General features: G+C 68.6%; 26 protein-coding genes. 11 read left to right on the top strand and 15 right to left on the bottom strand.

Annotation, left to right across the window (positions count from 1 at the left end; translation table 11 throughout):
* Position 1 precedes the first annotated feature (1 nt).
* Genes nuoK through NL114_RS17420 form a run of 3 tightly spaced genes read right to left on the bottom strand, consistent with a single transcriptional unit; the run spans position 2 to position 971 of the window.
* Positions 2–307, bottom strand: a complete 306-nt coding sequence (nuoK, locus tag NL114_RS17430; protein ID WP_254822189.1) for an NADH-quinone oxidoreductase subunit NuoK — start codon at positions 305–307, stop codon at positions 2–4.
* Positions 307–702 carry an NADH-quinone oxidoreductase subunit J gene (locus NL114_RS17425; protein WP_254822188.1) on the bottom strand — a complete coding sequence of 132 codons (396 nt, stop codon included), beginning with the start codon at positions 700–702 and terminating at the stop codon, positions 307–309. Before NL114_RS17425 ends, nuoK begins: the two co-directional genes overlap by 1 nt.
* Positions 699–971: an NADH-quinone oxidoreductase subunit J gene (locus tag NL114_RS17420; RefSeq protein WP_254822187.1), complete on the bottom strand. Its 273-nt coding sequence runs from the start codon at positions 969–971 to the stop codon at positions 699–701. The genes NL114_RS17425 and NL114_RS17420 overlap by 4 nt, the downstream gene beginning before the upstream one ends.
* Positions 972–1,204: 233 nt before the next feature.
* On the opposite strand from NL114_RS17420, the gene NL114_RS17415 reads away from it, so the two are divergent.
* Together NL114_RS17415 and NL114_RS17410 are read left to right on the top strand one after the other, a co-directional pair.
* A complete protein-coding gene (locus tag NL114_RS17415; RefSeq protein ID WP_254822186.1) occupies positions 1,205–1,876 on the top strand; it encodes a class I SAM-dependent methyltransferase in 672 nt (223 codons plus the stop codon).
* 199 nt (positions 1,877–2,075) lie between these two features.
* Positions 2,076–2,816 carry a DUF7537 family lipoprotein gene (locus tag NL114_RS17410; RefSeq protein WP_254822185.1) on the top strand — a complete coding sequence of 247 codons (741 nt, stop codon included), beginning with the start codon at positions 2,076–2,078 and terminating at the stop codon, positions 2,814–2,816.
* Between the two features lie 342 nt (positions 2,817–3,158).
* Here the strand turns inward: NL114_RS17410 and NL114_RS17405 are convergent, their stop codons facing one another.
* The 6 genes from NL114_RS17405 to purE form a co-directional block, all read right to left on the bottom strand.
* Positions 3,159–3,620 carry a NuoI/complex I 23 kDa subunit family protein gene (locus NL114_RS17405; protein ID WP_254822184.1) on the bottom strand — a complete coding sequence of 154 codons (462 nt, stop codon included), beginning with the start codon at positions 3,618–3,620 and terminating at the stop codon, positions 3,159–3,161.
* 9 nt (positions 3,621–3,629) lie between these two features.
* Positions 3,630–4,655: a complex I subunit 1/NuoH family protein gene (locus tag NL114_RS17400; protein WP_254824735.1), complete on the bottom strand. Its 1,026-nt coding sequence runs from the start codon at positions 4,653–4,655 to the stop codon at positions 3,630–3,632.
* 50 nt (positions 4,656–4,705) lie between these two features.
* Entirely contained in the window at positions 4,706–6,394 is a 1,689-nt protein-coding gene (locus tag NL114_RS17395) for an NADH-quinone oxidoreductase subunit D (protein ID WP_254822183.1), read from the bottom strand.
* A 4-nt stretch (positions 6,395–6,398) separates the two neighbouring features.
* On the bottom strand, positions 6,399–7,082 hold the full coding sequence (locus NL114_RS17390; RefSeq protein ID WP_254822182.1) for an NADH-quinone oxidoreductase subunit B: 684 nt from the start codon (positions 7,080–7,082) through the stop codon (positions 6,399–6,401).
* A gap of 4 nt (positions 7,083–7,086) precedes the next feature.
* On the bottom strand, positions 7,087–7,494 hold the full coding sequence (locus NL114_RS17385; RefSeq protein WP_254824734.1) for an NADH-quinone oxidoreductase subunit A: 408 nt from the start codon (positions 7,492–7,494) through the stop codon (positions 7,087–7,089).
* A 130-nt stretch (positions 7,495–7,624) separates the two neighbouring features.
* Positions 7,625–8,248 carry a 5-(carboxyamino)imidazole ribonucleotide mutase gene (purE, locus tag NL114_RS17380; protein WP_254822181.1) on the bottom strand — a complete coding sequence of 208 codons (624 nt, stop codon included), beginning with the start codon at positions 8,246–8,248 and terminating at the stop codon, positions 7,625–7,627.
* A 115-nt stretch (positions 8,249–8,363) separates the two neighbouring features.
* Between purE and NL114_RS17375 the strand changes: the two genes are divergently transcribed.
* The 3 genes from NL114_RS17375 to NL114_RS21695 all read left to right on the top strand — a co-directional run bounded on the left by NL114_RS17375 (position 8,364) and on the right by NL114_RS21695 (position 11,105).
* Complete coding sequence (locus NL114_RS17375; RefSeq protein ID WP_350355381.1) at positions 8,364–9,164, top strand: class I SAM-dependent methyltransferase; 801 nt, start codon at positions 8,364–8,366, stop codon at positions 9,162–9,164.
* A 109-nt stretch (positions 9,165–9,273) separates the two neighbouring features.
* Positions 9,274–10,893 (top strand): hydroxymethylglutaryl-CoA reductase, encoded by a 1,620-nt coding sequence (locus tag NL114_RS17370; RefSeq protein ID WP_254822180.1) that lies wholly within the window; start codon positions 9,274–9,276, stop codon positions 10,891–10,893.
* Positions 10,894–10,970: 77 nt separating this feature from the next.
* Positions 10,971–11,105, top strand: a complete 135-nt coding sequence (locus NL114_RS21695) for a hypothetical protein (RefSeq protein ID WP_286671084.1) — start codon at positions 10,971–10,973, stop codon at positions 11,103–11,105.
* A 71-nt stretch (positions 11,106–11,176) separates the two neighbouring features.
* Here the strand turns inward: NL114_RS21695 and NL114_RS17365 are convergent, their stop codons facing one another.
* The 6 genes from NL114_RS17365 to NL114_RS17340 all read right to left on the bottom strand — a co-directional run bounded on the left by NL114_RS17365 (position 11,177) and on the right by NL114_RS17340 (position 19,662).
* Positions 11,177–12,319 carry a hypothetical protein gene (locus NL114_RS17365; RefSeq protein ID WP_254822179.1) on the bottom strand — a complete coding sequence of 381 codons (1,143 nt, stop codon included), beginning with the start codon at positions 12,317–12,319 and terminating at the stop codon, positions 11,177–11,179.
* Positions 12,320–12,444: 125 nt separating this feature from the next.
* Positions 12,445–15,429, bottom strand: coding sequence for an alpha-L-rhamnosidase-related protein (locus NL114_RS17360; protein WP_254822178.1), 2,985 nt, complete (start codon positions 15,427–15,429; stop codon positions 12,445–12,447).
* Positions 15,430–15,540: 111 nt separating this feature from the next.
* A complete protein-coding gene (locus tag NL114_RS17355; protein ID WP_254822177.1) occupies positions 15,541–16,536 on the bottom strand; it encodes a DMT family transporter in 996 nt (331 codons plus the stop codon).
* A 94-nt stretch (positions 16,537–16,630) separates the two neighbouring features.
* The gene (locus tag NL114_RS17350; protein WP_254822176.1) at positions 16,631–17,221 is read right to left on the bottom strand and encodes an AsnC family transcriptional regulator; all 591 of its coding nucleotides are present in this window, start codon (positions 17,219–17,221) and stop codon (positions 16,631–16,633) included.
* Between the two features lie 143 nt (positions 17,222–17,364).
* Positions 17,365–18,399 (bottom strand): phosphate uptake regulator PhoU, encoded by a 1,035-nt coding sequence (locus NL114_RS17345; RefSeq protein WP_254822175.1) that lies wholly within the window; start codon positions 18,397–18,399, stop codon positions 17,365–17,367.
* 138 nt (positions 18,400–18,537) lie between these two features.
* Positions 18,538–19,662, bottom strand: coding sequence for an ATP-NAD kinase family protein (locus NL114_RS17340; RefSeq protein ID WP_254822174.1), 1,125 nt, complete (start codon positions 19,660–19,662; stop codon positions 18,538–18,540).
* A 140-nt stretch (positions 19,663–19,802) separates the two neighbouring features.
* Here NL114_RS17340 and NL114_RS17335 point away from each other — a divergent pair, with 140 nt between their 5' ends.
* From NL114_RS17335 to NL114_RS17310, 6 genes are all read left to right on the top strand, one after another.
* On the top strand, positions 19,803–20,675 hold the full coding sequence (locus tag NL114_RS17335; RefSeq protein WP_254822173.1) for an HpcH/HpaI aldolase/citrate lyase family protein: 873 nt from the start codon (positions 19,803–19,805) through the stop codon (positions 20,673–20,675).
* A gap of 117 nt (positions 20,676–20,792) precedes the next feature.
* On the top strand, positions 20,793–22,052 hold the full coding sequence (locus NL114_RS17330; RefSeq protein WP_254822172.1) for a Glu/Leu/Phe/Val family dehydrogenase: 1,260 nt from the start codon (positions 20,793–20,795) through the stop codon (positions 22,050–22,052).
* 57 nt (positions 22,053–22,109) lie between these two features.
* Positions 22,110–22,790, top strand: coding sequence for a hypothetical protein (locus NL114_RS17325; RefSeq protein WP_254822171.1), 681 nt, complete (start codon positions 22,110–22,112; stop codon positions 22,788–22,790).
* Between the two features lie 57 nt (positions 22,791–22,847).
* Complete coding sequence (locus tag NL114_RS17320; protein ID WP_254822170.1) at positions 22,848–23,354, top strand: hypothetical protein; 507 nt, start codon at positions 22,848–22,850, stop codon at positions 23,352–23,354.
* A 26-nt stretch (positions 23,355–23,380) separates the two neighbouring features.
* The gene (gene mvaD, locus NL114_RS17315) at positions 23,381–24,343 is read left to right on the top strand and encodes a phosphomevalonate decarboxylase MvaD (protein ID WP_254822169.1); all 963 of its coding nucleotides are present in this window, start codon (positions 23,381–23,383) and stop codon (positions 24,341–24,343) included.
* A 134-nt stretch (positions 24,344–24,477) separates the two neighbouring features.
* A complete protein-coding gene (locus tag NL114_RS17310) occupies positions 24,478–25,680 on the top strand; it encodes an alpha-hydroxy-acid oxidizing protein (protein ID WP_254822168.1) in 1,203 nt (400 codons plus the stop codon).
* The last annotated feature ends 123 nt before the right edge of the window (positions 25,681–25,803 follow it).

The following is a 25,803-nucleotide window of genomic DNA, read 5'->3' as shown; positions in this document are numbered from 1 at the left end:
GTTACCACCTCAGTGTCGTCGCCTTCGTCACGTCCACGTCCGAGAAGTTGCGGTACAGGACGAGGATGATGCCGATGCCGACCGCCACCTCGGCGGCCGCCAGCGCCATCGTGAACAGGCTGAACACCTGCCCGGTCAGGTTCCCGTGGTAGAACGAGAACGCGACGAGGTTGATATTCGCAGCGTTCAGCATCAGCTCGACGCTCATCAGGAACATCAGCGCGTTCCGACGCGTCAGGATGCCGAACAGGCCGATACAGAACACCGCGGCCGAGAGGACCAGGTAGTACTGGACCGGGACCGCCATCACCGGTCACCCCCATCATCGTCGCCCGTGCGCTCCGTGCCGCCGTCGGACTGTCGGCCCGACGAGGCTCGCCCTCCGGGCTCACCGCCATCCGTCCGGAACGGAAGCGAGCCCCCCTCTCGACGGGCGAGCATGACAGCGGCGGCCAGCGCCGCCACCAGCACGAGGTCGATGATCTCGAACGTCACGAGGAACCCCTCGGAGGGGAACGCCCCGGCGTCGAGGTTGAACATCGCGTAGCCGATGGCGGCGGTGATGGAGCCGTCGCCGGGGAAGCCGGTGGCGCCCCCGAACTCCGCCGTGAGGAACACGGCGGACATGACGGCGAACAGGACGAGCGACAGCAGGCCGACGACCTGCCGACTGTTTCGCTCCAGTCGTGGGCGACTGGTCATTGGCCGACCACCTCCGTGTCGGCCCCTTGCTCGCGGACCAGCATCACGGCGAACGTGATGAGGACGAGTACCCCACCGACGTACACCAGGATCTGCATCGCCGCGAGGAACTCGGCGCGCAGCATGACGAAGTGGACCGCGACGCTGACCAGCGCCACCCCGAGGAGGAGTGCCGCGTGCCAGATGTCGCGGACCAACACGACGCCCAGCGCGCTCCCCACGGTCACGAGGGCGAACAGCGCGAACGCCAGTGTCTCTGCTAGTGCCATTGTCGTTCCCTTATCCAGAACGGCTTTGAAACTTGCCATCCGCGGGCGCGTGCGTATGTTCTCTCGGAAGTGCCGTATCACCGCCCCAGGTGCGAGAAATCGCCGCCTCGGCCCGGGCCAGGCGTGGCTCCCGCCTCGGCTCCGTCGGCGACCCGTGATGACCAGAGGTGACCAGAAGTGACCTGACTCGGGAGCCGTGGGAATCATGTCGACGGGCCGACCATCGGCCACCCGTGCGAACGACCCTCCACCTGACCTACGACCATCCGACGCCTCTCCCCGAGTCGTTCGAGGGCGACGACATCCGGATGCCGCCCGCGCTCGTCCGGCGGCTGGTCAGCGAGTACACCGAGCACGGCGACCGGCTCCTCGACCCCTTCGCCGGCTTCGGGACCACGCTCGCGGTCGCGGAGCGGCTCGACCGCAAGGCCTGGGGCATCGAGTACGACCCCGACCGCGTGGCCTATGCGCGTGACCGTCTCGAGCACCCCGACCGCCTCCACCACGGGACGGCCACCGACATCCCCGACGACGTCCCGACACTCGACTGCGTGCTCACCTCGCCACCGTTCATGCACGAGTCCGATACTCGCGACCCGCTGCAGAACTACGTCGGTGAGAGCGACTACGAGACGTATCTCGATGACCTCGCGGCCGTGTTCTCGGACCTCGGAGCCCGTTTCCACCGGGACGGAACGCTGCTAATCGAGGTCGCGAACCTGAAACACGACGGCCGGACGACGACGTTCGCGTGGGACCTCGTGGAAACGATTCGGGCCCTCCCGCGCTTCCGGTTCACCGGCGAACTCGTCGTCGCCTGGGACGGTGAAGCAGCGGCCGATGGCGTCTACGGCTACGGCTACGACCACAGCTACGTGCTGGGCTTCGAGTCCGATATCGCCTGAATCCGGGCGACCGTGGCGAACCGAAGTGGGTGAGTGTTCGGTCGCTGAGGGATGTCGGTCGACAGCGCTGTCCGGACGGTAGCTGGTCGCGCTGCGTGGTCGGTTCGTCACCTCTGGCCTACGGGTCCTGCCAGCCCGATTAAAACGGCCGACATACACGGCAGAAACGGCTTGCCGTGGTCATCTGTCCGCCGAAGCGATGCGAACGACGGCCGTTCTCGTCTGCTGTCTGGTCGTACTGTCGGGATGCAGCGGGCTGACAGGTGGCGGGGAGTACCCACCGGGAACGAACGAGACGCACGTCAACGAAACCGCGCTGGTGATCGGACACCAGTCCGCGCTGGACAACCGGAGCTACACGGTCGTCTCTCGGGTGAACGTGAGCCTGGAGCGGACCCCGGAGAACGTGACGCTACCCCCACGCCAGGGCCGGACGGAGGTCCGTATCGGTACTGGTGGAACCCCGTACCACTCCATCGAGACGCGGGGGAACCGAACCTCGGAGCTGTTCATCGCCAACGGCACGGTCTACCGTCGTGTGGAGACGCCCGACGACGTGGCCTATCGCGTGTTCGAACCCGGAACCCGCGGACCGACGAACGAGACACTCGGCGCCCCGAACGGGCTGGAACTGCTGGCCGCGCCACCGGACCCGAACTACACCTTCGTCAGCCGGGAGGGTGGACTACTGAGTGAGACCGTGTACGTGTTCCGGGCCGAGAGCACCGGGTTCCCGGGGGAGCCCGGCGCCGGGTCGGAGACCAACTTCACCGCGACGCTCCGGGTGACCGGCGACGGCGCCGTCCGGTCCTACGAGGACTCCATCGCCCTCGGCGAGGGGTCGATGAACCGGACGTTCCGGGTGACGGACATCGGGTCGACGTCGGTGCCCGAACCCGATTGGCTGGACGCGGCACGGGCGAACGCGACCGCGCGGTGAGTCAGTTGCAGTCGCCCGAGACGACGGTACCGTCAGTGATATGAAAATTTGACCGATACGACCATCATAAATCCATAATGTTCAGCTTTTATGATTTATTTTAATAATAGGTGGTTTCTGACCCATCCTGCATACCGCGCCGCAGGCGCGGTTTCACCGGCCGGAGCGCAGCGAGGGGCGGCGTTTTTTCTGAACGTTTTTTGCGGCGAGCGGTGACCGCAGACGGCCGTTCGGGAGAGCGAAGCTCTCCCGCAGCCCATCAGAGATCTTCGATTCCTGAGGACGGCGAAGCCGGCCGGCAAGGCCACCCGAGCCGTCAAAAAAGCTCGCGGGGAAGAAGCTCTACTGGTAGTCGATCTCGCCCTCGCCCTCACCGATCCACGCACCGCGGTCCGGTTCGCGGGACGCGAGCGGGTCGATGTCCTTGTACCAGGGGACGTTCTTCAGCTCCTCCATCGAGTAGGCGAGGTCGTCCTTGGTATCGCCCGTGAACTCGAAGTTCTGGGTGAGCAGGATGGCGTCGACGGGGCAGACCTCCTCACAGAGCCGGCAGTAGATGCACTGGCCGATGTGGAGGTTGTACTGCTCGCCGTTGCGCTGCTCGTCCGTGACGATCTGGATGGTGTCGTTCGGACAGACGTTCTCGCACTGGCGGCACCAGATGCACCGCTCCTGGGAGAACTTGTGGACGCCGCGGAAGCGCGGCGACACTTCGGGTGTTTCTTCTGGGTACGCGACGGTGAACGTCTCGCCGTCGAGCGCGTGCTTCATCGTCGTGGCCATGGATTTGAGGACGCCGATCATTGTTCTGTCTTAGACGGTGATTCCCACGATAACGGCCGTGAGGACGAGGTTGGCGAACGACAGCACGAGCATCCCCTTCCAGCCGATCTCGATGAGCTGGTCGATGCGAACCCGGGGGACCGCCGAGCGGGTCCACTGGGTGAACAGGTAGACCGCGACCATCTTGATGACGAACCAGACGATGCCGGGCAGGACGGGCCCGGCCGGGCCGCCGAGGAAGATGGTCGCGATGATGGCGCCGCCGAGGAAGATGTGGATGAACTCCGAGAGGTAGCAGAGCACGAAGTAGACCGAGGAGTACTCCGTCTGCCACCCGGCGACGATCTCAGTGGGTGCCTCCGGGATGTCGAACGGGTTCCGCCCGACCTCCGCGAGGTTCGCGGCCATGAACAGGACGAACGCGAACGGGTTGACGAAGGCGTACCACGAGGGGATGTCGATGCCTGCGACCGAGACGAGCGTCGCGGTCTGTGCCTCGACGATGCCGCTCATCTGGAGCGTGCCGGCGAAGATGACCACCGACGCCGCCGTGATGATGAGCGGGATCTCGTAGGCGAGGTTCTGTGCGACCGCTCGTAGCCCGCCGAGCAGCGAGTACTTGTTGTTCGACGAGTAGCCGGCCATCACCAGCCCGACGCTGGCGATGGAGGCGACCGCGAAGACGTACGCCAGGCCGACCTCGGGGTCGGCGATCTGCAGGCCGTTCCCCATCGGGATGACCGCGAAGCCCAGCAGCGCGGAGCCAGCCATGACGATGGGCGCGATGTCCCACGCCGGGCGGTCGACGCCCTCGGGGACGATGAGCTCCTTCGACAGGAGCCGGACGGCGTCGGCCACGATGATGAGCAGGCCGTACGGACCGTGCCGGTTGACCGCGATGCGGTCCGTGAACGCGGCCGTGATCTTCCGCTTGCCCCAGATACCCGACACCGCGACTAGGCCCAGCAGCGCCGCGGCGACGACCGACGAGGCGATGAGCGCCGCGATGAACTCGAACGCCGGGCCATCGGGCAGGCCCAGCAGGTTCTTGAGCATCGTCGGCAGGGGCGTGCCACCCTGTAGTGCGACCGTCGGGAGCGAGGCGCTCACCGGTCCACCTCCCCGAGGACGATGTCCAGCGAGCCCAGCGACGCGATGAGGTCGGGGATGTACTCACCCTCGCTCATCTCGGGCAGGGTCTGCAGGTTCGAGAAGCACGGCGACCGGATCTTGAACCGTGCCGGCGTGCTGGTCCCGTCCGAGCGGATGTAGATGCCGAGTTCGCCCTTCGCACCCTCGACCGAGCGGTAGATCTCCGTGTCCGGCTCGGGCTTGAGCGTCCGGGGAACGTTCGACTGGATGGTGCGCTCCTCCTCGGGCCAGTCCTCGAGCAGGTCGACGCACTGCTGGATGATCTTCGCGGACTCCTCGACCTCCTGCATCCGGACGAGGACGCGTGCGTAGTTGTCACAGCCGTCCTCGGTCACGACATCCCAGTCGAGTTCGTCGTAGTAGCCGTACGGGTCGTCGCGCCGGAGGTCGTAGTCGATGCCGGAGCCACGGGCGACCGGCCCGGTGGCACCGTACTGCTTGGCGACCTCGGGCTCGAGGACGCCGGTGTCGACACACCGCATCTGGAAGATCTCGTTCGACGTGATGAGGTTGTGGTACTCCTCCAGGCGCTCCGGGAGGTCGTCCAGCAGGTCGCGGGTCTTCTCGAAGAACTCCTCGCGGGGCTCGGGCAGGTCCCACGCGACGCCACCCAGCCGGAGGTAGTTGAACATGAGCCGCTGGCCGGTCAGGTCCTCCAGCAGGTTCTGCATGTTCTCGCGGTCCTGCATCGCGTACATGAAGATGGCCGTGAAGTCGCCGTAGACGTCCAGCGCGAACGTGGCGACCGCGAGCATGTGGCTCGCGATGCGGCACATCTCCGCGGACATGGTCCGGATGACCTGTGCGTACTCGGGCACGTCGATGTCCGCGAGGTCCTCGGCCGTGCGGGCGTACGCCCACTCGTTGAGGATGCCGGCCGAGATGTAGTCCCAGCGGTCGGGGTACGGCATGATCTGGTGCCGGTAGTTCCCCTGCTGGCAGAGCTGCTCCTCGCACCGGTGGAGGTAGCCGATGTCGGACTCCACGTCGGCGACCGTCTCCCCGTCCAGCGTCGTCTTCAGGTGGAGGACGCCGTGGGTGGCGGGGTGGTGGGGACCGATGTTGAGGAACATCGTGTCCGAGTTCTCGCCGCCCCGGTAGTCGTCCTGCAGCGGGTTGGCGTGCTCGCGGAGGCTGACGACCTGGGGCTGCTCCTGGTTGTAGTCCTTGCGCAGCGGGTGGCCCTGCCACGTCTCCGGCAGGAGGATACGGCGCATGTCCGGGTGGTCGTCGTACTCGATGCCGACGAGGTCGTACGCCTCGCGCTCGTGCCAATCGGCGGTCCGGTACGCCGCGTTCCCGGACTGGCTGACCGGGTCGTCGCGCGAGGTGGGGACGACGACGCCGACCTCCTGGGTCGGGTCGTCGTACTTCCGGAGGTGGTAGATGGACTCGTAGCGGTCCTCGTACTCCTGTGCGGTGACACAGGAGCAGTGGTCGAAGCCGGCCTCGTCGCGGAGCGTGATGAGCGCCTCCGCCACGTCGTCCGGCCGGACCACGAACGCCTCGGCGTTGATGTGGGACTCGCGGCCGATGGCCAGGTCGCCCAGCAGCGCCTCCAGCGCGTCGTAGTCGAGGCCGTCGTCGGTCTCGCCGACCGGTGCCGCGTCGGCCTCGGGTTTGGTTGGGTCTTCCAGGCTCATGGTATCAGGGCGAGTCCGCCCAGTTGTAGCGCATGACGAGGTCATCCTCGTCTATCTGGTCGGCGAGGTGCTGTACGAGTTCGTCGCCCTCGAGGTCGCCGAACTGCTCCAGTTCGTACGGCTTCACGGTGACGGGCGCGCTCTCGCCGTTGGCGATGCGCTCCTGGAGCTTGGCGACGCCGTAGACCAGCGCCTCCGGGCGCGGCGGGCAGCCGGGGACGTGGATGTCCACCGGGATGACCTCCTCGGCGCCCTTGATGACGTTGTAGCCCTCCTGGAAGGGACCGCCGGAGATGGTACACGAGCCCATCCCGACGACGAACTTCGGCTCGGGCATCTGGTCGTAGACGCGCTTCATCCGCGGGGCGAACTTCGAGACGATGGTCCCCGGCACGATGATGACGTCCGCCTGTCGTGGGGACGCCCGGGGCACGCCGGCCCCGAAGCGGTCGAGGTCGTGCTTGACCGCGTAGGTGTGCATCATCTCGATGCTGCAGCAGGCGATGCCGAACTGCAGCATGAACATCGAGGAGCCCCGGACCCAGTTCATGAACTTGTCGAACTTGGTGAGGATGAACGGGGTGGAGCCGAACGCCTCGCGGAGCTTCGAGTTGAAGCGTGAGTCGACGCCGTCGCCCATGCGGGCCTCCTGCGTCGACTCGATCGGTGTTGTGTTGTCGGAACTCATTGGTTTAGTCAGCTGATCGTCCGGTTTCGGCCCGCGGGCTCGCGACCCAGCGGACGGCGCCGTTGCGCCACGCCCAGGCGAGTCCGATAACCAGGACACCGATGAAGACCAGCATCGGCAGCAGCGCGCTCGCCAGGCCGAACTGGCTCACGGCGTCCCGGTAGATGACCGTCCACGGGAAGATGAGGACGGTCTCGATGTCGAAGATGACGAACAACAGCGCGACCATGTAGTACTGGATGTTGAAGCGGATGCGCGTGTTGCCCGTCGGGATCTCACCGGACTCGTAGACGGCTCGTTTTCCCTGCTCGGGGACGCTCGGGCGGATGAGCGCGGAAGCGGCGATCATCGTCAGGGGGATCGCCACCCCCACGACCGCTAGCGCCCCGATAGCGATCCATGGATTGCTCACGACTATCACTGGCGGCTAAGGAACCCCCGTACATAAGAGTTGATAACGCCGCCTTCGGCGGAATCACGGGCCTCAACCGCGGAATCAGTGGTCCCGTGGAACGGCCCATGCAGCCCCGGGAACCACCCGTTCACTCGCGCTCGGCCCGGAACCTGGCGGTCCCCGACTCGTGGAGGTCCCGGGAGACCTCCCCCACACCCTGCTGCAGGCGCTCGTGGTAGTCGACGAGGCGGTCGCGCAACTCGTCGTGTTCACGGGCCAGCGTCTGGACCGCCGACAGGGCCGCGTTGAACGACTTGCCCGCGTCCACGGCTACGATGGGTGCGCCCGTCGGCATCCCCAGCACGCTGCTCACCGATTTCTCCTGGACCGGCACGCCGACCACGGGGAGCGGGTACGCGAGGCTGGCGGTCATGTTCGGCAGGTCCGCGCTCTTGCCGCCCGCCCCTGCGATGACGACATCCAGGCCGCGGTCCTCGGCGGTCTCGGCGTATGAGTACATCAGTTCCGGCGTCCGGTGGGCGCTGACGACGTAGGTCTCGAACGTGTAGCGGGCCTCGGGCGGGTTCTCGACGTCTGTCACCTCCTCGAAGCCGAGTTCGGTCAGGGCCTCGTAGGCGCCGTACATCGTATCGAGGTCGGAATCGGACCCCATCACGATGCCGACCTCCGGGGTCGCCTCGGTCGGTCGGTCCCGTTCTGCCTCGGCGTGGAGGTCGTCGATGAGCGACTGCACGGACTCCGGTGTAGTCATACACGCTCCCGCGAGCGGGTGGCCCCTGTCGTTTGCGGTCCGCAACCGGGGGGCGGCAGACGAGCGTCGGACGCACCCCCCGGAAATATACTGCTGGGACTCCCCCCGAGACGGTATGGGAACCGCCACCACGAACGAGCAGGAGGGCGCGGAGGAGGGGGTGGCGGGTGACGACGTATCGGGCCACGACCACGAGACGGAGAGGCCAGCACATCCCTGGTTCGCGCGCCTGTACGACCCGGTGATGCGCGCCTCCGAGGAGAAGCTGTTCCCACCACACCGGGAGTATCTCGCCCGTGACCTCTCGGGGGACGTGCTCGACCTCGGGGCGGGCACCGGGGCGATGCTGCCCTACTACGAGACGGCCATCCAGTCGGGTGCGGCGACCGTGACGGTCCTCGAACCGGACCCGCACATGCGCGAACGGGCCGTCGCCGAGGCCCGGCGCCTGGACCTCGACGTGCGAGTGAGCGACGCACGGGCGGAGGCGCTCCCGTTCCCGGACGACTCGTTCGACGTGGTGGTCGCCTCGATGGTCTTCTGCACGATTCCGGACCCGGAGGCGGCGCTCGACGAGGCAGCCCGGGTACTCCGCCCCGGCGGGGAGTTCCGGTTCCTCGAACACGTCGCGGAGGAGGGCTGGCGACGCTTCGCCCAGCGCGCGCTCGCGCCGCTCTGGAGCCGGCTCGCGGGGGGCTGTCGGCTCACCCGCCACACGGGCGACCAGTTCGGCGAGCACGACGCGTTCACCGTGGCCGACATCGAGCGCCGACACCTCGGCGTCTTCCCGGTCCGGCCGTTCGTCCGGGGGACGCTGGAGCGGCGCGACTCCATCGAGGAGATGGGCGCCGACCCCTCGGTCCGGGAACGCGTCCGGGAGGCAGTCGATGCAGCGCGGAGTCGGCTGGACCGTTGATAGGGCGCCGGGAGAAACCGGCAGAAACGCTAAACAACGGGCCGAAACGGGCGAATCGTTGTCGGTGACACAAGGTTTAATCCCGACGCCTCAGATTGCGGGACGTTACATGGTCATTCCGACGCCAGACAGCGGCGTGCTGAAGCGCATCTACGCGAACCTGGTCGGCTCGGGGGGGCGGTTCTCCCTTGATATCCCGGACCGGATCCTGCAGCGGCTCTACACCTACGGGAGTCTGAAGGATACGGACCGCGGGGCCGAATTCGAGATAAAGAACCGGCTCCAGGACGCGAAGGTGACAGGCGTCTCCCGGGTCGTCATCAACCGACAGCGGATCGACCTCGAGGACGTCCGTGTCGTGACAGCCGACGAGAAGGAGTACACGCTCGACGAGATCGACGAGGACCAGCCCATCAACTTCCCCGTGGGGCGGACCGTCGTCATCGTCATCGAGGGGGTGGACCTGAGCACGGGCGAACACGAGATCGATATCGACTTCCAGGCCGACCCGTTCGGCGAGCTCACGCTGGAGGTCACCGACACCATCCGCGACGAGGAGACGGTCGGCGGCATCCCGCGCGACGACGAGGACAACTACTCCGAGTCCGCCATCGCGGAGCGCCACGAGTACCTCGAGGAGACGACCGGCGTCGACCTCGAACACGTCCCGGAGAACTCCTTCGACCCCCACGAGACCGAGGGGAACGTCGAGAACTTCATCGGCGTCGCCCAGATGCCGCTCGGCGTCGCCGGCCCCGTCCAGGTCAACGGCGAGCACGCCGACGGCGAGTACCCCATCCCGCTCGCGACGACGGAGGGGACCCTCGTCGCCTCGTACTCGCGCGGGATGAAGGCCATCAACCTCTCGGGCGGCGCGAAGACGACCGTCGTCGACGACAACATGAATCGGGCGCCGGTGTTCGTCTTCGAGGACGCCCGCAACGCGCGTGACTTCCGCGACTGGGTGTTCGAGCACATTGACACCATCCGGGAGAAGGCGGAAGCCACCTCGTCGGTCGCCGAGCTCGTGCGCATCGAGGACTACATGACGAACAACCACGTCCACCTCCGGTTCGACTACACCACGGGCGACGCCGCCGGCCAGAACATGGTCGGCAAGGCGACGTTCGCGGCGTGTAACTGGATGCTCTCGGAGTACTCGGGCTACGTGGAGAACTTCTACCTGGAGGGCAACTTCGCGACGGACAAGAAGGCCTCCAAGATCAACGACCTGCAGACCCGTGGCAAGCGGGTCACCGCCGAGACCACGCTCTCGGAGCAGACCATGCTCCACCACCTCGGCGTCGAGCCCAGCGCCATCCACCACCACGGTCAGGTCGCCACGCTCGGCTCGTTCTTCTCGGGCGCGAACACCAACGGCGCGCACCCGGCCAACGGGCTCGCCTCGCTGTTCATCGCCTGTGGCCAGGACGAGGCCAACGTCGCGGAGTCCTCCGCGGCGATGGTCAACACCACGCTACTCGACGACAACTCGCTGCACGTCTCCGTCACCATCCCGTCGCTCATCGTCGCGACGTACGGTGGCGGGACGGGGCTGCCGACCCAGCGGGAGTGTCTCTCGATGCTCGACTGTGACGGCGCCGGCAACGTGAACAAGTTCGCCGAGATCGCGGCCGCGACCGTCCTCGCGGGCGAGCTGTCGCTGGCCTCGGCCATCTCGGCGTCGGACTGGGTCACCAGCCACGACGAGCTCGGTCGGAACCGGTAGGCAATCGACCGCCGTGGGGTGGGAACGCATCCCGACCCCCCAGGAAGCACTTATCCCTGCATCGCCTCGGGTCACGTATGAGCCGGAGCCCTCCATCCAGCGACGACCGGCGTGACGCCGCCGAGGCCGCGGTCGAGCAGGTCAGGCGTACCCTGGCCGTCCGGAACCGCCCGCCCGTCCGGAACCGCTCAGCCGACCGCAACGAGGAGTGACCGCCCAGGAACCTCCTGCAGCTCGACCGCCGGTACGAGCATCGAGCCGCGACCCGGAGACGCCCCGGTAGTCAGCGCTCGACCTCTACGTCGTCCCAGAACATGTGGCAGGACTCCGCTCGCCAGCCCTGCTCCATGGTGAACCCGGCGAGGCGAATGACCTCGATGTCGGTACCGACCGCGAGCGTGGCGTCCGTGGTCTCCGCGGTCCCGGACTGCTGGTCGGTGAACGTGACCGACGCGGTGCCGGCCTCCCAGTCGAGGGCGACCGTGGTCCGGACCCAGCGGTCGTAGCCGTCCCCGTCGTACAGCTCGGTGGTGCCGTCCCCGTCCTCGACGAACCACGTCGGGTTGTCGGTACCGACGCTCAGTTCGACCTCGCCGTCGCTGTTCACCAGCCGCAGGCCGCCGCCGAAACTCGCCGCCCGCTCGTACCAGTAGTGGTCGACCCGGGTCGGCTGTTGTCCACCGGCGAGGCGCTCGGGCGTCGCCGTCGCGAGCGTCCCGATGTAGTCGCCGGTGTCCGGACCGCCGGCCGTGATGCCGCCACTGTACGTCCCGGCGTACGCGACGTCGTCCCGCTGGCCCCACTCCTCGCGCTCGACGGTCCACGCCGCGAGGTCGCCCTCGAACCCGTACGTTCCGTCATCGTCCACTGCTGTCGTCTCCTCGGCTTCGGGCGTGGCGGTCGGCGTCCCCGGCGCCCGGAGCATCGGTGCCGGGTCGTCGATCTCGTAGACCTGGAAGCGACCGGACTCCATCACGAGCTGGAACCGGGTCGTGAACTCCGAGGTCGACCCGTCCCGGTCGCGCAGTTCGAGGCGGACCTGTACCACCACGCTCGACCCCGCCCTGGCGACCCCCTGCGGCGTGATAGTCGGCAGGTCGTAGCGCGCCAGCAGCTCCGGCCCGACACGCTCTTTCACCGGTGACCCCCGGGAGAGCGTCGCCTGCAGCGCCTCGTAGTCGTCGGTGTTGTAGGCGGCGGCGAAGCGGGCGACGACATCGAACGCACGCTGGCCGAGGCTCCTGGTCTCCGTTCCGGTCGCGGTCTCCGTGCCGTCCCGCCTGCGCTCCACCTCCCCCTCCAGACCGGGAGCCGAGGGGTCGGAACCGCCCAGCGGTCCGCCGCCGCGGAGGCGGCTACAGCCGGCCAGCAGGCTCGCCGCGATGCTACCGAGAACCGCCCGTCGTCCACGTCGCCGCTCCGACATACCGGTGACTTACCCGGGGGGCGCAAAAGTGTCGCGTCCACCGTGGGCGGTGATGGCACATCGTCGTCGGTCCGGATGTCGCCCGGTCGTGGCTCACCACAGCCCGCGGCGGGCTCGAGTCGACCTCAGAGCCCCGGGCTCGTCCCGAGGACGTACTCCGTGCTCGTGGTCCCGGAGACGGGGACGTACCCGTCGTCGGTGGCCGTGGAGCTGACCTCGACGGGGCCGAGGTCGTACGCACCGGCGGACGCGGGCGCCTCCACGAAGAAGGTGAACGTGACCGACTCGTCGGGGGCGGTGGCCTCGCTCACCGCGGCGGGGTCGAACCGGACGGCGTCGTTCCCATCGACCGTCGTCGCGGTGACGCCCTCGCCCGTGCCGACCACGGACCAGTCGGCAGGGAGTACCTCGCGGGCCGCGTCCACGTCGTGTGACAGCGTCTCGACCGTCACCTCGACCTGGTTGGTGCCGCCAGGGGTGAAGAGCTGCCCGTCGTCGACCCGGCTCCCGGACGCCGAGAAGGGCGTGCTGTCGACCGAGCCGTCGCCACGGAGCGCCCCGGTGACGCTCTCCATGGTCGCCGGCTCGAAATCGAGGCCGGCCGGCGGGAACGCCTCCAGCGCCGCCAGGTAGAACAGGCTCTGCTCCCAGATGTGGGGCTGGCCCTGGATGGAGCGGACCTCGCGGTCGTCGCCCTCGCCGTAGATACGCCAGAACTCGCCCATGACGTGGGTGTCCTCGGAGGCGTGCTGGGTCGCCATCCAGCGGACGCTGTCCCGGATCAGCGAGAGGCTCCGGGGCTCGTCCTCGCCACGTCGGGCCTTCGCCAGTGGGATGATCGCCTTCGCGTCGTACCCCCCGTTGTCCACCTCGCCGGCCTCGGGCTCCTTGACGAGCTTCGCCACACCGCGACCGTCCGTCGTCATGTGGGACTGGATGCGAGGGTGGTCGAACGGGTTGTCCACCTGTGGCCGGTCCCGTATCTCGGCGTCCGGGTCCGTCGGGTCGGCCTCGGGGTCCGCGTACGGGGTGAACCCGAGCGGCCAGGTGGTCTCGCCGTACGGGAAGCCGTTGGCCCCGCAGCCGTAACAGCCGTTCCCCGTCTCGTACAGCTCACGGTCGATCGCCCGGCCCAGCTCGTGCATCCGTTCCTCGTAGCGGGCCGCATCGTCCTCGTGGCCCAGCACGCGGGCGGCCTGGGTCGCCGACTTCAGTCCCTGCCAGAACGGGACGGCCCCGTTGACCGTCTGCCGGGTCGGCTGGGTCGGTCGGTCGTCCTCGAAGCCGCCACACTGGAGCCCGTTCCGGGGGTCCCGGCACGCGACCATCAGGTCGGCGGCCCGGCGGATGGCCGGATACACCGACCGGAGGTAGGACTCGTCGCCGGTCACCTCGTAGTGGTCGTACATCGTCCAGACCATGAACCCGGTCGTGTCGGTCTGGTAGGGGATTGGGCCACCGGGGATGCCGTCCCCGTAGTAGTTCATGTTCCAGCTTCCCGGGAGGGTGTTGAGCGACGAGAGCTGCCCGGGGTCGGTGGCGGCCAGCGGGTTGCCACCCGCGACCTCGTCGGCGGCCCGCTGCTGGACGCTGGCGTACCAGCGGTTGCGCTTCTCCACCCAGTCGTGCAGCCCGATCAGGTCGAGGACGTAGTTGAAGAAGGCGCCGTCACGGGGCCAGTCCTCACCGTACGGGGGCTGGGTCGTGATGGAGGCGACGATGGCACCGGATTCGGGGTCGTACGCCGTCACCATCGATATCAGCGCGCGCCGGGCGGTCGACTCGATGGCCGAGGCGGCCGCCTCGTCGTGGACCCGGGCGGCAGTGTTCCGGTTCGGCAGCGGCGCGTCGCCGAGCAGGTCGTCCAGCCAGTCCTCCTTCTCCACTCGAATCTCCTCGAACGAGCGGTTGCGGGCGGTTCCGAGGGCACTCCCCGCCTCGGCCTCGTCGGCGCCCGCCGCGAACAGCACCGTCTCCGACGCAGTCGCCCGACCGTTACCGGGACCGAACGACAGCGTCGTCGCCAGCGCACTGGTCGCCTGCCCGACGTACTGGTCGTTGCCCGACAGGGTGCCGGACGCGGCGTCGTCGTAGGCGTCGCGGGTCGGACCCGCCTGACCGGTTGGCTCGGCCGCGGGGTCGTAGGCGTCGCCGCCGACCTGATGGCCGGTCGACGCACCCGCGAAGCCGACCGCGAGCGCCACTGAACTCTGCTCCCCGGTGGACTGGTCAACACCGGTGCGGTCGTGGACCACGGCATCCAGCCGGTCGACGTACCGTGCACGGTGGGCGTTGTCCTCCTCCAGACACCAGTCCTGGATGGGGTACTGGGGGAACTTCCCGACGACGAGCCCGAGGTTCTCGAACGCCAGCAGCTTCGCGCCCTCGACCGGCGAGTCCGGTCGCCGCGTCACCTCGACGTGCCGGGCCAACACGTCGTCGTCCCTGGCGGCGACGGTGTGGACCGCCACCTCAAGCCCGAGGTCGTCGTGGACGTACTCCGTGACGATCTCGTCGGAGTAGTCGACCGAGCGCTCCCGGTCGTTCCGGTAGGCCTGCTCGATGTCGGGCCAGTCCCGGAGCCAGGTCGTCTCGAACCCGTCCCCGGTGTCGACCGCGAGCCCGAGGAACGCGCCCTGATTGGGCGCGACGGTGATGTCGTCGGGGTTCGCGGCGTCGCGACCCTCCGCGAAGTACTTCAGCTGTTCGTAGAACGACGGCCGCGGCCACCGGAGGACCGTCATCGTCCCCTCGTGGTTGGTCGCGACCGCGAGGCTCCCGTTGGCGGTCTGGGCGTTCACGTCCGTCGGTCCGTAGAGGGGCCGCTCCTGCGGCTGGACACAGCGCGGCTTCGACGTGAGCCGCTGGGGCACCGACCCGCTCTCGAAGTCGGAGCCGACCGGGTACAGCCGTGCCCGCCGGGACCCCGCAGCGCGGTTCCGGAGGATGTCGGCGCCGCTCAGTTCACTGTCGGTCGTCGTGCTCCCGAGCCCACCACGGACCACACCCGGGAACGCGCTCGCACCCACGCCGGCGCCCATCGCCCCGAGGAGGCGCCGCCGCGAGAACCCGTTCGAATCATCGTCCACACCATCGTCCCGATCTGTCATCACCAGCAACTCAATCTACAACAGTAACCGAGTTGTGCAGTTCATACACCGTTGTTTTTATCAGACGGGCTAGGCAGGGAGTGTCACCCGAGCCGGTCGCGTACCGTCCGTTCAGTCGTCACAGGGCTGATTCGGGGCTGTTTTCGCCGTCGAGTCGTCCCGTGTTCGGCGGCGGCGGAGCCGTGCCACCTCCTCGCGGATGACCTCCCGTTCGATGAGCACGAAGCCGAGGACGACCACGGGGAAGCCGACGGCCGTCCAGACCGAGAGCACCTCGTCCAGCAGGAGCCAGCCCATGAACGCGGCGAACACGGGGACGGCGTAGGCGACGAGGTTGGCGCGGACGGGGCCGACGCGCCCGATGAGGCCGAAGTAGATGGGATACGCGACCGCCGTCGAGGGGATGGCAACGGCGAGGACGCTGAGGGCGACGGGCCAGCCGAGCGAGGCCAGCGGCGGGACGGCCTCGGCGACCGCGGCGCTGCTCGCGTGCAGGAGGAGTGCGCCGCCGGCCATCGCCCACGCCGTGAGCGGGACGCTGTCCATACGGGGCTCGACCCACTGCAGGCCGACGCTCCCGAGCGCCACGGCAGCGGCGGCTCCGAGAACGAGCACCTGTCCGAGTGCGCTCCCACCGGTCAGCGAGGCGGGCGAGGGCTGGACGATGATGACGACGCCGCCGAGCGCGACGGCGATGCCGAGCGCGCCGAGCGGCGCGAGGCGCTGCTTCAGGAGCCACCACGCGAACAGCGGCGCCAGCACGGGGTTCAGCCCGTACATGACCGAGGCGGCGGCGGTCGTGGTCGACCCCTGCCCCAGGAACAGGAGCGCGTTGTTGGCGGCGATGAGCAGCGCCGCGGCGACGCCGATGCCGAACAGGTCGCCACGGGTCCGTGGGAGCCACGTCTCGCGGGGGCGGGTCAGCGCCACGACGGCGAGCAGGACGACCGCGGCGATGTCGAACCGGAGCGCCGCGAAGAACAGCGGCGGCAGCGCCGCGAGTCCGGACTTGATGGCGACGAACGAACCGCCGAACAGCGCCGCGAGGAAGGCGAACAGCGCCGCATCGCGGTAGCGTGCGGGGACAGAGAGAGCGGGCAGCGACATTACCTGCAGTAGGGCCGGAAATGCGAAGAAGCCTGCGCGAGACGTGATGGCACGGGCCTCTCGTGCCGAACACGGGCCGTGGCCCACCCGGGGGTCAGGCGCCCTGTTCGAGTTCCTCGTACCGCTCCCGGAACGCCGCCTCGCAGGACTCACAGCAGAAGGCGCGCTGGGTCCCACCCACCTCAGAGAGGACGCCCTCGCCGGTGACCGTGTTGCCACACTGGACACAGTCGATGCCGATGGTGGCGTCCCCGAGCGCCGGGGTCCACTCCGCGTCGGCCAGCAGGTCCACCGTCAGCCCCTCGACGGCGTCGAGATCGAGCGCCCCGGCGAGGTAGTTGCGGACCTCGCCGTCCGGGGCCGCCATCGACGCGATGACCCGCCCGTCGGCGGTCTCGAAGACGTGCTCGACGCCGTCGAGGTCGGCCAGCGCCGCCCGTAGCTCGGAGACGGCGTCCGGCGCGGTCCGGAGCGTCACGAGGACCTGTACGCCGTCCCGGAGCGCGGAGCGGTCGATGTCGACCGTGAACCGCTCGATGACGCCCAGTTCGTGGAGCCGGTCCACGCGGTCGGAGACGGCCGGGGGCGAGAGGTCGACGCGCTCTGCGATGTCGGCGTACGGTCGCCGGGCGTCCTCCAGCAGCAGCCGGAGGATCTTCCTGTCGGTGTCGTCGAGGTCGCGCATCGGTCTTCCCTTCGGTAGAATCACTCCCCGGCCATGCCGTTTTCGGCGGCGCCACCCGCGGGGAAGCGAGCCACAAGGAGAAATAGCCGCTATCCCCCATATCTCAATCATTCCGAAATTGCTGCCGTAACTCCGAGGATTATCTACGAGATGGTGATGTATTCGGAATCCTTGTTGAGCGCGAGGTTCGTCGCGATCTCGGCGTTCCGGACGGCGTACTGTGCGGTCTGTCCCAGCGACACCAGCACCTCGCGGACCTGGAGGAGGTCCTCGTTGGGCATCTCGTCGAGATCGTTGAGTATCTCCCGCTCGCGGTCCTCGATCTGGTGGAACAGCTCCCGGACCTCGATGGCGATGTCGTAATCCCGCTGGACGGCCGCCTCGACGCCCTTCTCGGTTATCTCGTTGACATCGTCCGTGAAGTCACGGATGCGGCGCATCGTCGCCTGGTCGACCTGCAGGGAGTGGCCCTCGGCCTCGAGGACGATCTCCGCGATGTCCTCGGCGTTGTCCGCGGTCAGCTCGAGGTTCTTCGCGATGGAGCGGTAGCCGATGAGCGGGAAGCCACCCTCCAGCCCGACCGCCCGCGCGAGGTTCGGGTTCTGGTAGGCGGTGAAGATGAGGCGGAGCAGCAGGACGAAGATCTTGTTCGCCTGCCGCTCGCGGTTGAGCGCCCGCTGGGCGAGGTCCGGGTTGCCGTGCGCGAGCGCCTTGATGGCCTCGTTGCGCATCGTGCTGCCCGTCGATTCGAGTCGGGTGAGCAGGTTGTCGAGCGTGAAGTCCTCGGGGTCCACCGAGCAGCGGATGGCGATGCGCTCGGGCGTCTCCTCGATGACGCCCAGCCCCATCAGCTGCGTCTCGGCGTTGTAGACGGCGTTGATGGTGGCCGAGTCGAGGGTGCCGCCCTCCTCGACCTCGACGTGGATGACACGCCGGCCGAGAACGTACTGTGCGAGGATGGCGCGCTCGACCGCGTCGGCGTCGAGTTCCCCCGCGTGGATGACGGCCTCGGACTCCTCCTGCTGGAGGGATTCGGGCATCACCGTCAGCGTCCCCTTCGAGCCGATCCGGAGCGAGACCTCGTCGCCCTTCTCCACGTCCTGTGCCTTCGCCCACTCCGCCGGGAGCGTCATCGCCAGCGTCGAGGGGCCCAGCCGCTGGACCTTCCGGGTTTCCATAGCCGACCCATCGGTCGCAGAGACCTTAATGTTCACTATACAGTATCAGGAACGACCGTGATAGAGGGGTATGGTTATACTCGCGGCAGAATCTTCATCCGTAGCTAAGGGTGAGATGATAGCACGAGCCGGGGCGCCCTACACCACTTCCATCAGCCGGCGCTCGAACTTGCCGACGCGGACGCGCTGCCAGCCTCGGAGTTCCTCGTCGAGGTCCGTATCGCCCGTGTCGACACGGAGGACACCCGTCTCGTCCAGTTTCCGCGAGGAGGCGACGACCGTCACCTCGCACTGGCGGATGACCGGCGGGGAGATCTGCGGGTTCCCGCGGCCGAAGACGAACCCCTGGCCGCCGATGGGTGAGACCACGATCACGTTCTCCTCGCCCAGGTTCTCGAGGATGTCTGACTCCCCGGCGTCCCGGACCAGCACCTCGCCGTCGCGCCACACGTCCACCCCGAGCGGCGAGCCGTCGAAGCCCAGCTCCGTCTTGATGGCGTCCACCGTCGACCCGGGACCGAGAACGTAGGTCGTCCCCTCGCCCTCGCGGATCTCGGCAGCGACGGCCTGGGCCAGCGCCTCGACGGAGCCACCGCCGATCTGCTTCGAGGACTGGAGCTCCTCGCCGACGGGGACGTTCGCGAGCGCCTTCAGGTCCGTCCGGACGTCGCCGCCGCGGTAGGCGTCCTCGTCGATGTCGTTGACCTCGCGGGTCTCCACGCGGTCGAAGGTCGCGGCGAGTCGCCCGGCGGCCCGCGGCGTGACGGCGAACACGGAGGAGTACACCTTCACGCCCGCCGGGACGCCGAGCATCGGTGTGTCGCTGTCGAGTTCGTCGAGCGTCTCGGCCACGTCGACCGCGGTCCCGTCGCCGCCGACGAAGAGGACGAGGTCCACACCGGCGGCGTCGCCGTCAGGGGCGTCCCCGGATACCCCGCCGGTGACGAACGCACGGGTCGCGGCCCGGGTGTCCTCGGCCCCCGTCTCCTCGGGGTCGGCCGGCTGCCCCGCGACGGTCAGCTCCGACGGGTCGAACCCGGCGTCGAGTGCCGGCTCCTCGCCCATCCGGCCGCCCCAGACCACGAGTTCGATGTCGGCGCCCTGCCGGCGGAGGTGTTCGAGGGCCTCGGTCGCGCGGTCGGAGGCACGGGGTTCGGCACCGCGACGGCGGGCCTCCTCGACCTTGTTGTCGGTCCCCTTCAGACCGACCCGACCACCCATGCCTGCGATGGGGTTGACGACGACCCCGACCCGGCGCGTCATGGCCAGCCGTTCGCCCCCCGCCCACTAACCTCCTCCGGGACCGACCACCAGCGGAGTCCACCGGCGGCGCGACCCGCCACCAGCGCGACCGGTCGGGAGCCGTGGCCGCATTGAAGTACCCCGGAGTCGACCCCGCCGGTATGGCACGACGCAGCGTCCTGTTCTCGCCGGGTGACCGGCCGGACCTGATGCGGAAAGCGCCCGACTCCGGCGCCGACGTGGTGGTCTTCGACCTCGAGGACGGCGTGGCGCCCGGGGCGAAGGCCGACGGCCGCGAGGCGGTCAACGATGTCCTGACCGACGACGCGTTCGACCCGGACTGCGAGGTGTGCGTGCGCGTGAACCCGGTCCGGCCGGACCGTGACGTGACCGCGGCGGACCTGAAGGCCGTCCTCGACGGCGACCCGCGACTGGATTCGGTGATGCTCCCGAAGACCGAGCGCGCCGAGGACATCCGCATCCTCGACAACCTGCTCGGGGCGCGCCGCGCGGATGTCCCCATCATCGCGCTGTGCGAGTCGGCGGCGGGCGTCCTCCACGCCGAGGGCATCGCCGCGACCGACCCCGTCGAGGCCATCGCCTTCGGCGCCGAGGACCTCTCGGCGGACATCGGTGCGACCCGCACCCGCGAGGGAACGGAGGTGATTCACGCCCGCGAGCACGTCGTGCTCGCGGCGGGCGCGGCCGACGTGGACGCGCTCGACACCGTGTTCACGGATATCGGCGAGTCCGAGGCGCTGGCCGAGGAGACCGAGTTCGCGCTCGGTCTGGGCTACGACGGGAAGCTGTGCATCCACCCGGCCCAGATACCGGTCGTCAACGACGCGTTCACGCCTGCCGACGACCGCATCGAGTGGGCCCACCGGGTACTCGAGGCGGCCGCCGAGGCCCAGGCCGACGGCGTCGGCGTCTTCCGGGTGGACGACGAGATGATAGATGCACCGCTCATCGCCCGGGCCGAGCAGGTCCGTGACCGCGCGCTCGCGGCCGACGCCTGGCCGGACGAGGGCTGAGCGGGCCGTCTCGGTACGCCTCCCTGGCTACCCGGAGACATGTTCAGAATACACACATATCCTCGGGTGCGCTACCACTCCAGCACGCTTATACTCCGACCGAGTGAGGGAGGCGGTATGTCCGAGGAGGCGAATCCGTTCGAGTCCCTGCAAGAGCAGATTCGGGACGCCGCAGAGTACGTCGACGCGGACGACGGCGTGCTCCGGCGTCTCTCACGCCCGGAACGGGTGCTTGAGACGAACCTGACCATCGAACGCGACGACGGAACGCTGGATACGTTCAGGGCCTACCGGTCACAGTTCAACGGTGACCGCGGCCCGTACAAGGGCGGTATCCGTTATCACCCGGGCGTCGACAAGGACGAGGTGAAGGCGCTCTCCGGCTGGATGGTCTACAAGACCGCCGTCGTCGACATCCCGTACGGCGGCGGGAAGGGCGGTATCGCGGTCGACCCGCGCGACCTCTCGATGGACGAACTGGAGCGGCTCACCCGCTCGTTCGCCAAGGAGCTCCGACCGGTCATCGGCGAGGACCAGGACATCCCCGCGCCGGACGTGAACACCGGCCAGCGGGAGATGAACTGGATCAAGGACACGTACGAGAAACTGGAGAACACCACGGCGCCGGGCGTCATCACCGGGAAGGCCATCGACTCGGGCGGGAGCGAGGGCCGTGTCGAGGCCACCGGCCGCTCCGTGATGCTCACCTCGCGGGAGGCGTTCGACTACCTCGGCAAGCGCATCGAGGGCGCCTCGGTCGCCGTGCAGGGGTACGGGAACGCGGGGTCGGTCGCGGCGAAGCTCCTCGAGTCCGAACTCGGCGCGAACGTGGTCGCCGTCTCCGACTCCTCGGGCGCCGTCTACCACGAGGGCGGGCTCGACGCGGCGGCCGTCCGCGACCACAAGGACGAGACCGGCGCCGTCACGGGCTATGATGGGGCGAAGGAGGAGCTGACCAACGAGGAACTGTTGACCCTCGATGTCGACCTGCTCATCCCGGCCGCACTCGAGAACGCCATCGACGGTGACCTCGCCCACGACGTGCAGGCGGATGTCGTCGTCGAGGCGGCCAACGGCCCGCTCACGCCGGATGCCGACGACGTGCTCACCGAGCGCGGCGTCCACGTCTTCCCGGACATCCTCGCGAACGCCGGCGGCGTGACGGTGTCGTACTTCGAGTGGGTCCAGAACCGCCAGCGCTTCTACTGGGCCGAGGAGAAGGTCAACGAGGAACTCGAACGCCACATCGTGGACGCCTTCGACGGGCTCATCCAGGCCTACGAGAGCTACGACATCCCGAACTTCCGGACGGCCGCCTACGTGGTCGGGCTCCAGCGCGTCCTCAAATCCTACCGGGAGGGCGGGAGCTGGCCCTGAATCGGCGGCCCATCGCAAGCCCGTAGCGTTTTATCTCCCCCCATCGTCGCCGCAACCATGCTCGAACGTCTCCTCCCTGGGCCCCTGCAGGCCGCGTACGAGCGGGACCTTCCCGAGCCGGTCCACGTCCCGAACCTGCTGAGCTTCTCGAACCGGGCGTGGTACCGACGCTACGGGGCCGCGGTCTACCCACTCATCCGAGCGGTCGGCGGGTCGGCACGCTGGTTCGGCCGCCACGAGCGGACCTACCACGGCGAGCGCCAGTGCGAGGAGTTCGGCCTCGTCGAGTACCCCTCGCATCGCCGGTTCCTCCTGATGATCGGCAACCCGTACTACGCGCTCATCAACCGGCTCCGCGAGCGGGGCGTCTCGCACTTCGAGGCCGGGTTCACCACGCCCGTCACGGACGAACCGCTGGGCCGCCACGAGTACCTCCTCACGGTCCACTTCGAGCCGCCGACCGGTCGCGTCGACGAGGCCGACTTCGACGCCGTCCGTGAACCCGTGGAGGCGGCCGGCGGCGCCTACGTCTACGGGACCCGGCTCACCAGCGACTTCGATTTCCTCGGCGAGCCGACGGGACAGGCCGACCCGCGGCCGCTCTCGTACCCCGGCATCGCCTGCTTCGCGGAACCGAGTCCGACCGCCGCCGACGCGACCGTCGACGCGCTCGGCGACGCGCTCGGCGATGTCGTCGAGGACTACGCGCTCTGTCTCTACCGGCGGGACGGGATCTGAGCGACGGGACGCTCGAATCGGGAGAAGATATACCACGGTGGCGTCGCTCGACGACGTATGCGTCGGGTCCGCTACATCGCCCCGGGGCTCGCGCTACTCGGCCTCCTCGCCGTCGTCGTGGGGGTCTATCAGGACCTCCTCCGTATCATGCCGGCCTCCGCAGGGTCCATCGAGACGCCGTGGGGTCGGGACCCCACACAGGGGGAGTACCTGTTGCTGCTATGGGCCGGAATCGGTGTGGTCGGCGCCGTGGCGGCGATCCGCTGGCGGCTCGCGGCGGTCGCGCCGGCCGTGATGGGCAGCATCGTCCTCCTCGGGACCGGCAACACCGTCCTGAGATACGAGCGGGAGATCGGGCTGTACACACCCGTCCCGACGCCTGGCGGTGACCGCGCCCAGCACGCCCTCGGCGCCGAGCCGTTCCTGCTCGTGGCCGGGGCGCTCCTGCTCGTCGGGGCGGGGGGTGTCGGGTGGTGGGCACACGCCGAGCGCCCCGGCTCCTCGACCGAGGACACGGAGCCGGCGGCCCGGATGGACGCCGACGAGTCAGGACCCGAAGCCTGAAGCGAGCCCCACACCGGGAGAGGGATATGAAGGCCACCGCCATCGCCCACCCCATCGAGGGGCTGGTCAAGTACCACGGGATGAGCGACCACGACCTCCGACTGCCGTACCACGACTCCATCAGCGTCTGCACCGCGCCCTCGCGCACGCGGACGACCGTCCAGTTCGAGGAGCGCGACACGGACCACTACGTCGTGGACGGCGAGGCGGTCGAGGGGCAGGGAGCCGATCGCATCCGGTCGGTGCTCGACCGGGTCCGCGAGCTTTCGGACGAGGACAGGCACGTCCACATGGAGAGCGAGTCGAACTTCCCGACCAACATCGGCTTCGGCTCCTCGGCCTCCGGGTTCGCGGCACTCGCGGTCGCGGCCTGCGAGGCCGCGGGGCTGGAGCTGGACCACCCGACGATGTCGGCCATCGCGCGCCGCGGGTCGGCCTCGGCGGCCCGGGCCGTGACGGGGGCGTTCTCGGACCTCTCGGCCGGCCACAACGACGCGGACTGCCGCTCGCACCGCCTCGAGACGGACCTCGAAGAGGAGTTGCGCATCGTCGGCTGCGAGGTGCCGGCGTTCAAGCACACCCAGGCGGCGCACGACGAGGCCGAGGAGAGCCACATGTTCCAGGCCCGCATGGCGCACGTCCACGAGCAGTTGCAGACGATGCGGGACGGTCTCCGACGGGGTGACTTCGAGGACGTGTTCGAACTCGCCGAGCACGACTCGCTCTCGCTGGCCGCGACCACGATGACCGGGCCCGCGGGCTGGGTCTACTGGCAGCCCGAGACGCTGGAGATCTTCGAGACGGTCCGCGAACTCCGTGAGGAGGGCATCGACGCCTACTACTCGACCGACACGGGGGCCTCCGTCTACGTCAACACCACCCGTGACGACGTGGACCGCGTGCAGGCGGCCATCGAGGACCTCGGCGTGTCGACGCGGGTCTGGGAGGTCGGTGGGCCGGCACGTATCGTCGACGACCCGCTGTTCTGAATCGAGCTCTTTTCGGGTCGGACTCGCGGGCTCTGCCGGTGAACGGCGCGCCTGCGGCGAGGCCGATGCACGGGTGAAGAGAACCCTTCCATCGCCCGCCCACAGTTATGTGCCAGCCACCCGCAGGCTCACCCATGTCCGACAACATCGGCGAGCAGCGCCAGCGCGAGATCTTCGTCAGCGGCCACGCCGGCATCGAGCCCGACGTGCCGATCAGCTTCGAGGCGCTGGAGGCGGCCGCGCTCGAGATGATGGACGAGGAGGCGGCCGGCTACGTGGCCGGCGGCGCGGGCGGGGAGAACACGGTCGGTCGCAACCGACGGGTCTTCGACCGGTGGCGCATCGTCCCGCGCTTCCTCCGGGACGTGGGCGAGCGCGACCTCTCGGTCGAGGTCTGCGGGCAGGAGCTCCCGTTCCCGGTGCTGCTCGCGCCCATCGGTATCCAGTCCATCGCGCACGAGGACGCGGAACTCGCGATGGCCGAGGGGGCCCGCGAGGCCGGGATGCCGGTCATCCTCTCGTCGGTCGCCTCGGAGACGCTGGAGGACGTGGCCGAGGAACTTGGAGAGACACCGAAGTGGTTCCAGCTCTACTGGTCCTCGGAGCGCGACCTGGCCGAGAGCTTCGTCGACCGGGCGGAGGACGCCGGCTACGACGCCATCGTCGTGACCGTCGACACGCCGGTGCCGGGTTGGAAGGAGCGCGACCTCTCGCGGGGGTACGTCCCCCAGCTGGAGGGGGAGGGGATGGCGAACTACTTCGCCGACGAGACGTTCCTCGACCTGCTGGACCAGCCTCCGTCGGAAGACGAGTTCGGGGCCATCCAGACGTTCCTCGACGCCTTCGGCGACCCGACGCTGACGTGGGCGGACCTGGACTGGCTCCGCGAGCAGACGGACCTCCCCGTCGTCGTGAAGGGGCTGCTCCACCCGGCCGATGCGCGGCGCGCTGTCGAGCACGGTGCCGACGGCGTCATCGTCTCGAACCACGGGGGGAGACAGGTCGACGGCGCCATCGGCGCTCTCGAGGCGCTCCCGCGCATCGCCGCCGAACTCGAGGGTACCGACGCCGACATCCTGTTCGACTCGGGGATCCGCCGCGGGGCGGAGGCGCTGAAGGCGCTCGCGCTCGGTGCCGACGCCGTGTGTCTCGGCCGGCCGTACATCTACGGGCTCGCCATCGACGGGGCGAACGGTGTCGAGGCGGTCTGCGAGAACTTCATCGCGGACATGGACCTGACGATGGGGTTGACCGGACGCACGCGCGCGGCCGACATCGACCGGTCGCTCGTCGTCGACGAGCACCAGCTCTTCCGCGACCCCACCGCCTACCGCTGAGCACTGTTCGCCAGTAATCTTCCACTTTCGTACACTACTGTCCAGATACGCTCGTAACCCCACGGTTCCGAGGCCAGTGTCATTTGTTAGGGCGTCTCAACCCGGAGAAAACATTAATACATC

Source organism: Haloglomus halophilum (genome assembly GCF_024298885.1).
In the GTDB taxonomy this organism is placed as follows: domain Archaea; phylum Halobacteriota; class Halobacteria; order Halobacteriales; family Haloarculaceae; genus Haloglomus; species Haloglomus halophilum.
The sequence above is the reverse complement of the archived record's forward strand: the minus strand, read 5'-3'. Positions and strand labels throughout refer to the sequence as shown.

Coding starts and splice junctions, on each gene's coding strand:
- NL114_RS17360 (WP_254822178.1), bottom strand. CDS start 15,429: ATGACAGATCGGGACGATGGTGTGGACGATGATTCGAACGGGTTCTCG.
- NL114_RS17335 (WP_254822173.1), top strand. CDS start 19,803: ATGGCACGACGCAGCGTCCTGTTCTCGCCGGGTGACCGGCCGGACCTG.
- NL114_RS17340 (WP_254822174.1), bottom strand. CDS start 19,662: ATGACGCGCCGGGTCGGGGTCGTCGTCAACCCCATCGCAGGCATGGGT.
- mvaD (WP_254822169.1), top strand. CDS start 23,381: ATGAAGGCCACCGCCATCGCCCACCCCATCGAGGGGCTGGTCAAGTAC.
- NL114_RS17375 (WP_350355381.1), top strand. CDS start 8,364: ATGGGAACCGCCACCACGAACGAGCAGGAGGGCGCGGAGGAGGGGGTG.
- NL114_RS17320 (WP_254822170.1), top strand. CDS start 22,848: ATGCGTCGGGTCCGCTACATCGCCCCGGGGCTCGCGCTACTCGGCCTC.
- NL114_RS17310 (WP_254822168.1), top strand. CDS start 24,478: ATGTCCGACAACATCGGCGAGCAGCGCCAGCGCGAGATCTTCGTCAGC.
- NL114_RS17330 (WP_254822172.1), top strand. CDS start 20,793: ATGTCCGAGGAGGCGAATCCGTTCGAGTCCCTGCAAGAGCAGATTCGG.
- NL114_RS17390 (WP_254822182.1), bottom strand. CDS start 7,082: ATGAGTTCCGACAACACAACACCGATCGAGTCGACGCAGGAGGCCCGC.
- NL114_RS21695 (WP_286671084.1), top strand. CDS start 10,971: ATGAGCCGGAGCCCTCCATCCAGCGACGACCGGCGTGACGCCGCCGAG.
- NL114_RS17420 (WP_254822187.1), bottom strand. CDS start 971: ATGGCACTAGCAGAGACACTGGCGTTCGCGCTGTTCGCCCTCGTGACC.
- NL114_RS17350 (WP_254822176.1), bottom strand. CDS start 17,221: ATGCGCGACCTCGACGACACCGACAGGAAGATCCTCCGGCTGCTGCTG.
- NL114_RS17405 (WP_254822184.1), bottom strand. CDS start 3,620: ATGATCGGCGTCCTCAAATCCATGGCCACGACGATGAAGCACGCGCTC.
- NL114_RS17370 (WP_254822180.1), top strand. CDS start 9,274: ATGGTCATTCCGACGCCAGACAGCGGCGTGCTGAAGCGCATCTACGCG.
- NL114_RS17355 (WP_254822177.1), bottom strand. CDS start 16,536: ATGTCGCTGCCCGCTCTCTCTGTCCCCGCACGCTACCGCGATGCGGCG.
- NL114_RS17325 (WP_254822171.1), top strand. CDS start 22,110: ATGCTCGAACGTCTCCTCCCTGGGCCCCTGCAGGCCGCGTACGAGCGG.
- nuoK (WP_254822189.1), bottom strand. CDS start 307: ATGGCGGTCCCGGTCCAGTACTACCTGGTCCTCTCGGCCGCGGTGTTC.
- NL114_RS17395 (WP_254822183.1), bottom strand. CDS start 6,394: ATGAGCCTGGAAGACCCAACCAAACCCGAGGCCGACGCGGCACCGGTC.
- NL114_RS17425 (WP_254822188.1), bottom strand. CDS start 702: ATGACCAGTCGCCCACGACTGGAGCGAAACAGTCGGCAGGTCGTCGGC.
- purE (WP_254822181.1), bottom strand. CDS start 8,248: ATGACTACACCGGAGTCCGTGCAGTCGCTCATCGACGACCTCCACGCC.
- NL114_RS17410 (WP_254822185.1), top strand. CDS start 2,076: ATGCGAACGACGGCCGTTCTCGTCTGCTGTCTGGTCGTACTGTCGGGA.
- NL114_RS17400 (WP_254824735.1), bottom strand. CDS start 4,655: ATGCTCAAGAACCTGCTGGGCCTGCCCGATGGCCCGGCGTTCGAGTTC.
- NL114_RS17345 (WP_254822175.1), bottom strand. CDS start 18,399: ATGGAAACCCGGAAGGTCCAGCGGCTGGGCCCCTCGACGCTGGCGATG.
- NL114_RS17365 (WP_254822179.1), bottom strand. CDS start 12,319: ATGTCGGAGCGGCGACGTGGACGACGGGCGGTTCTCGGTAGCATCGCG.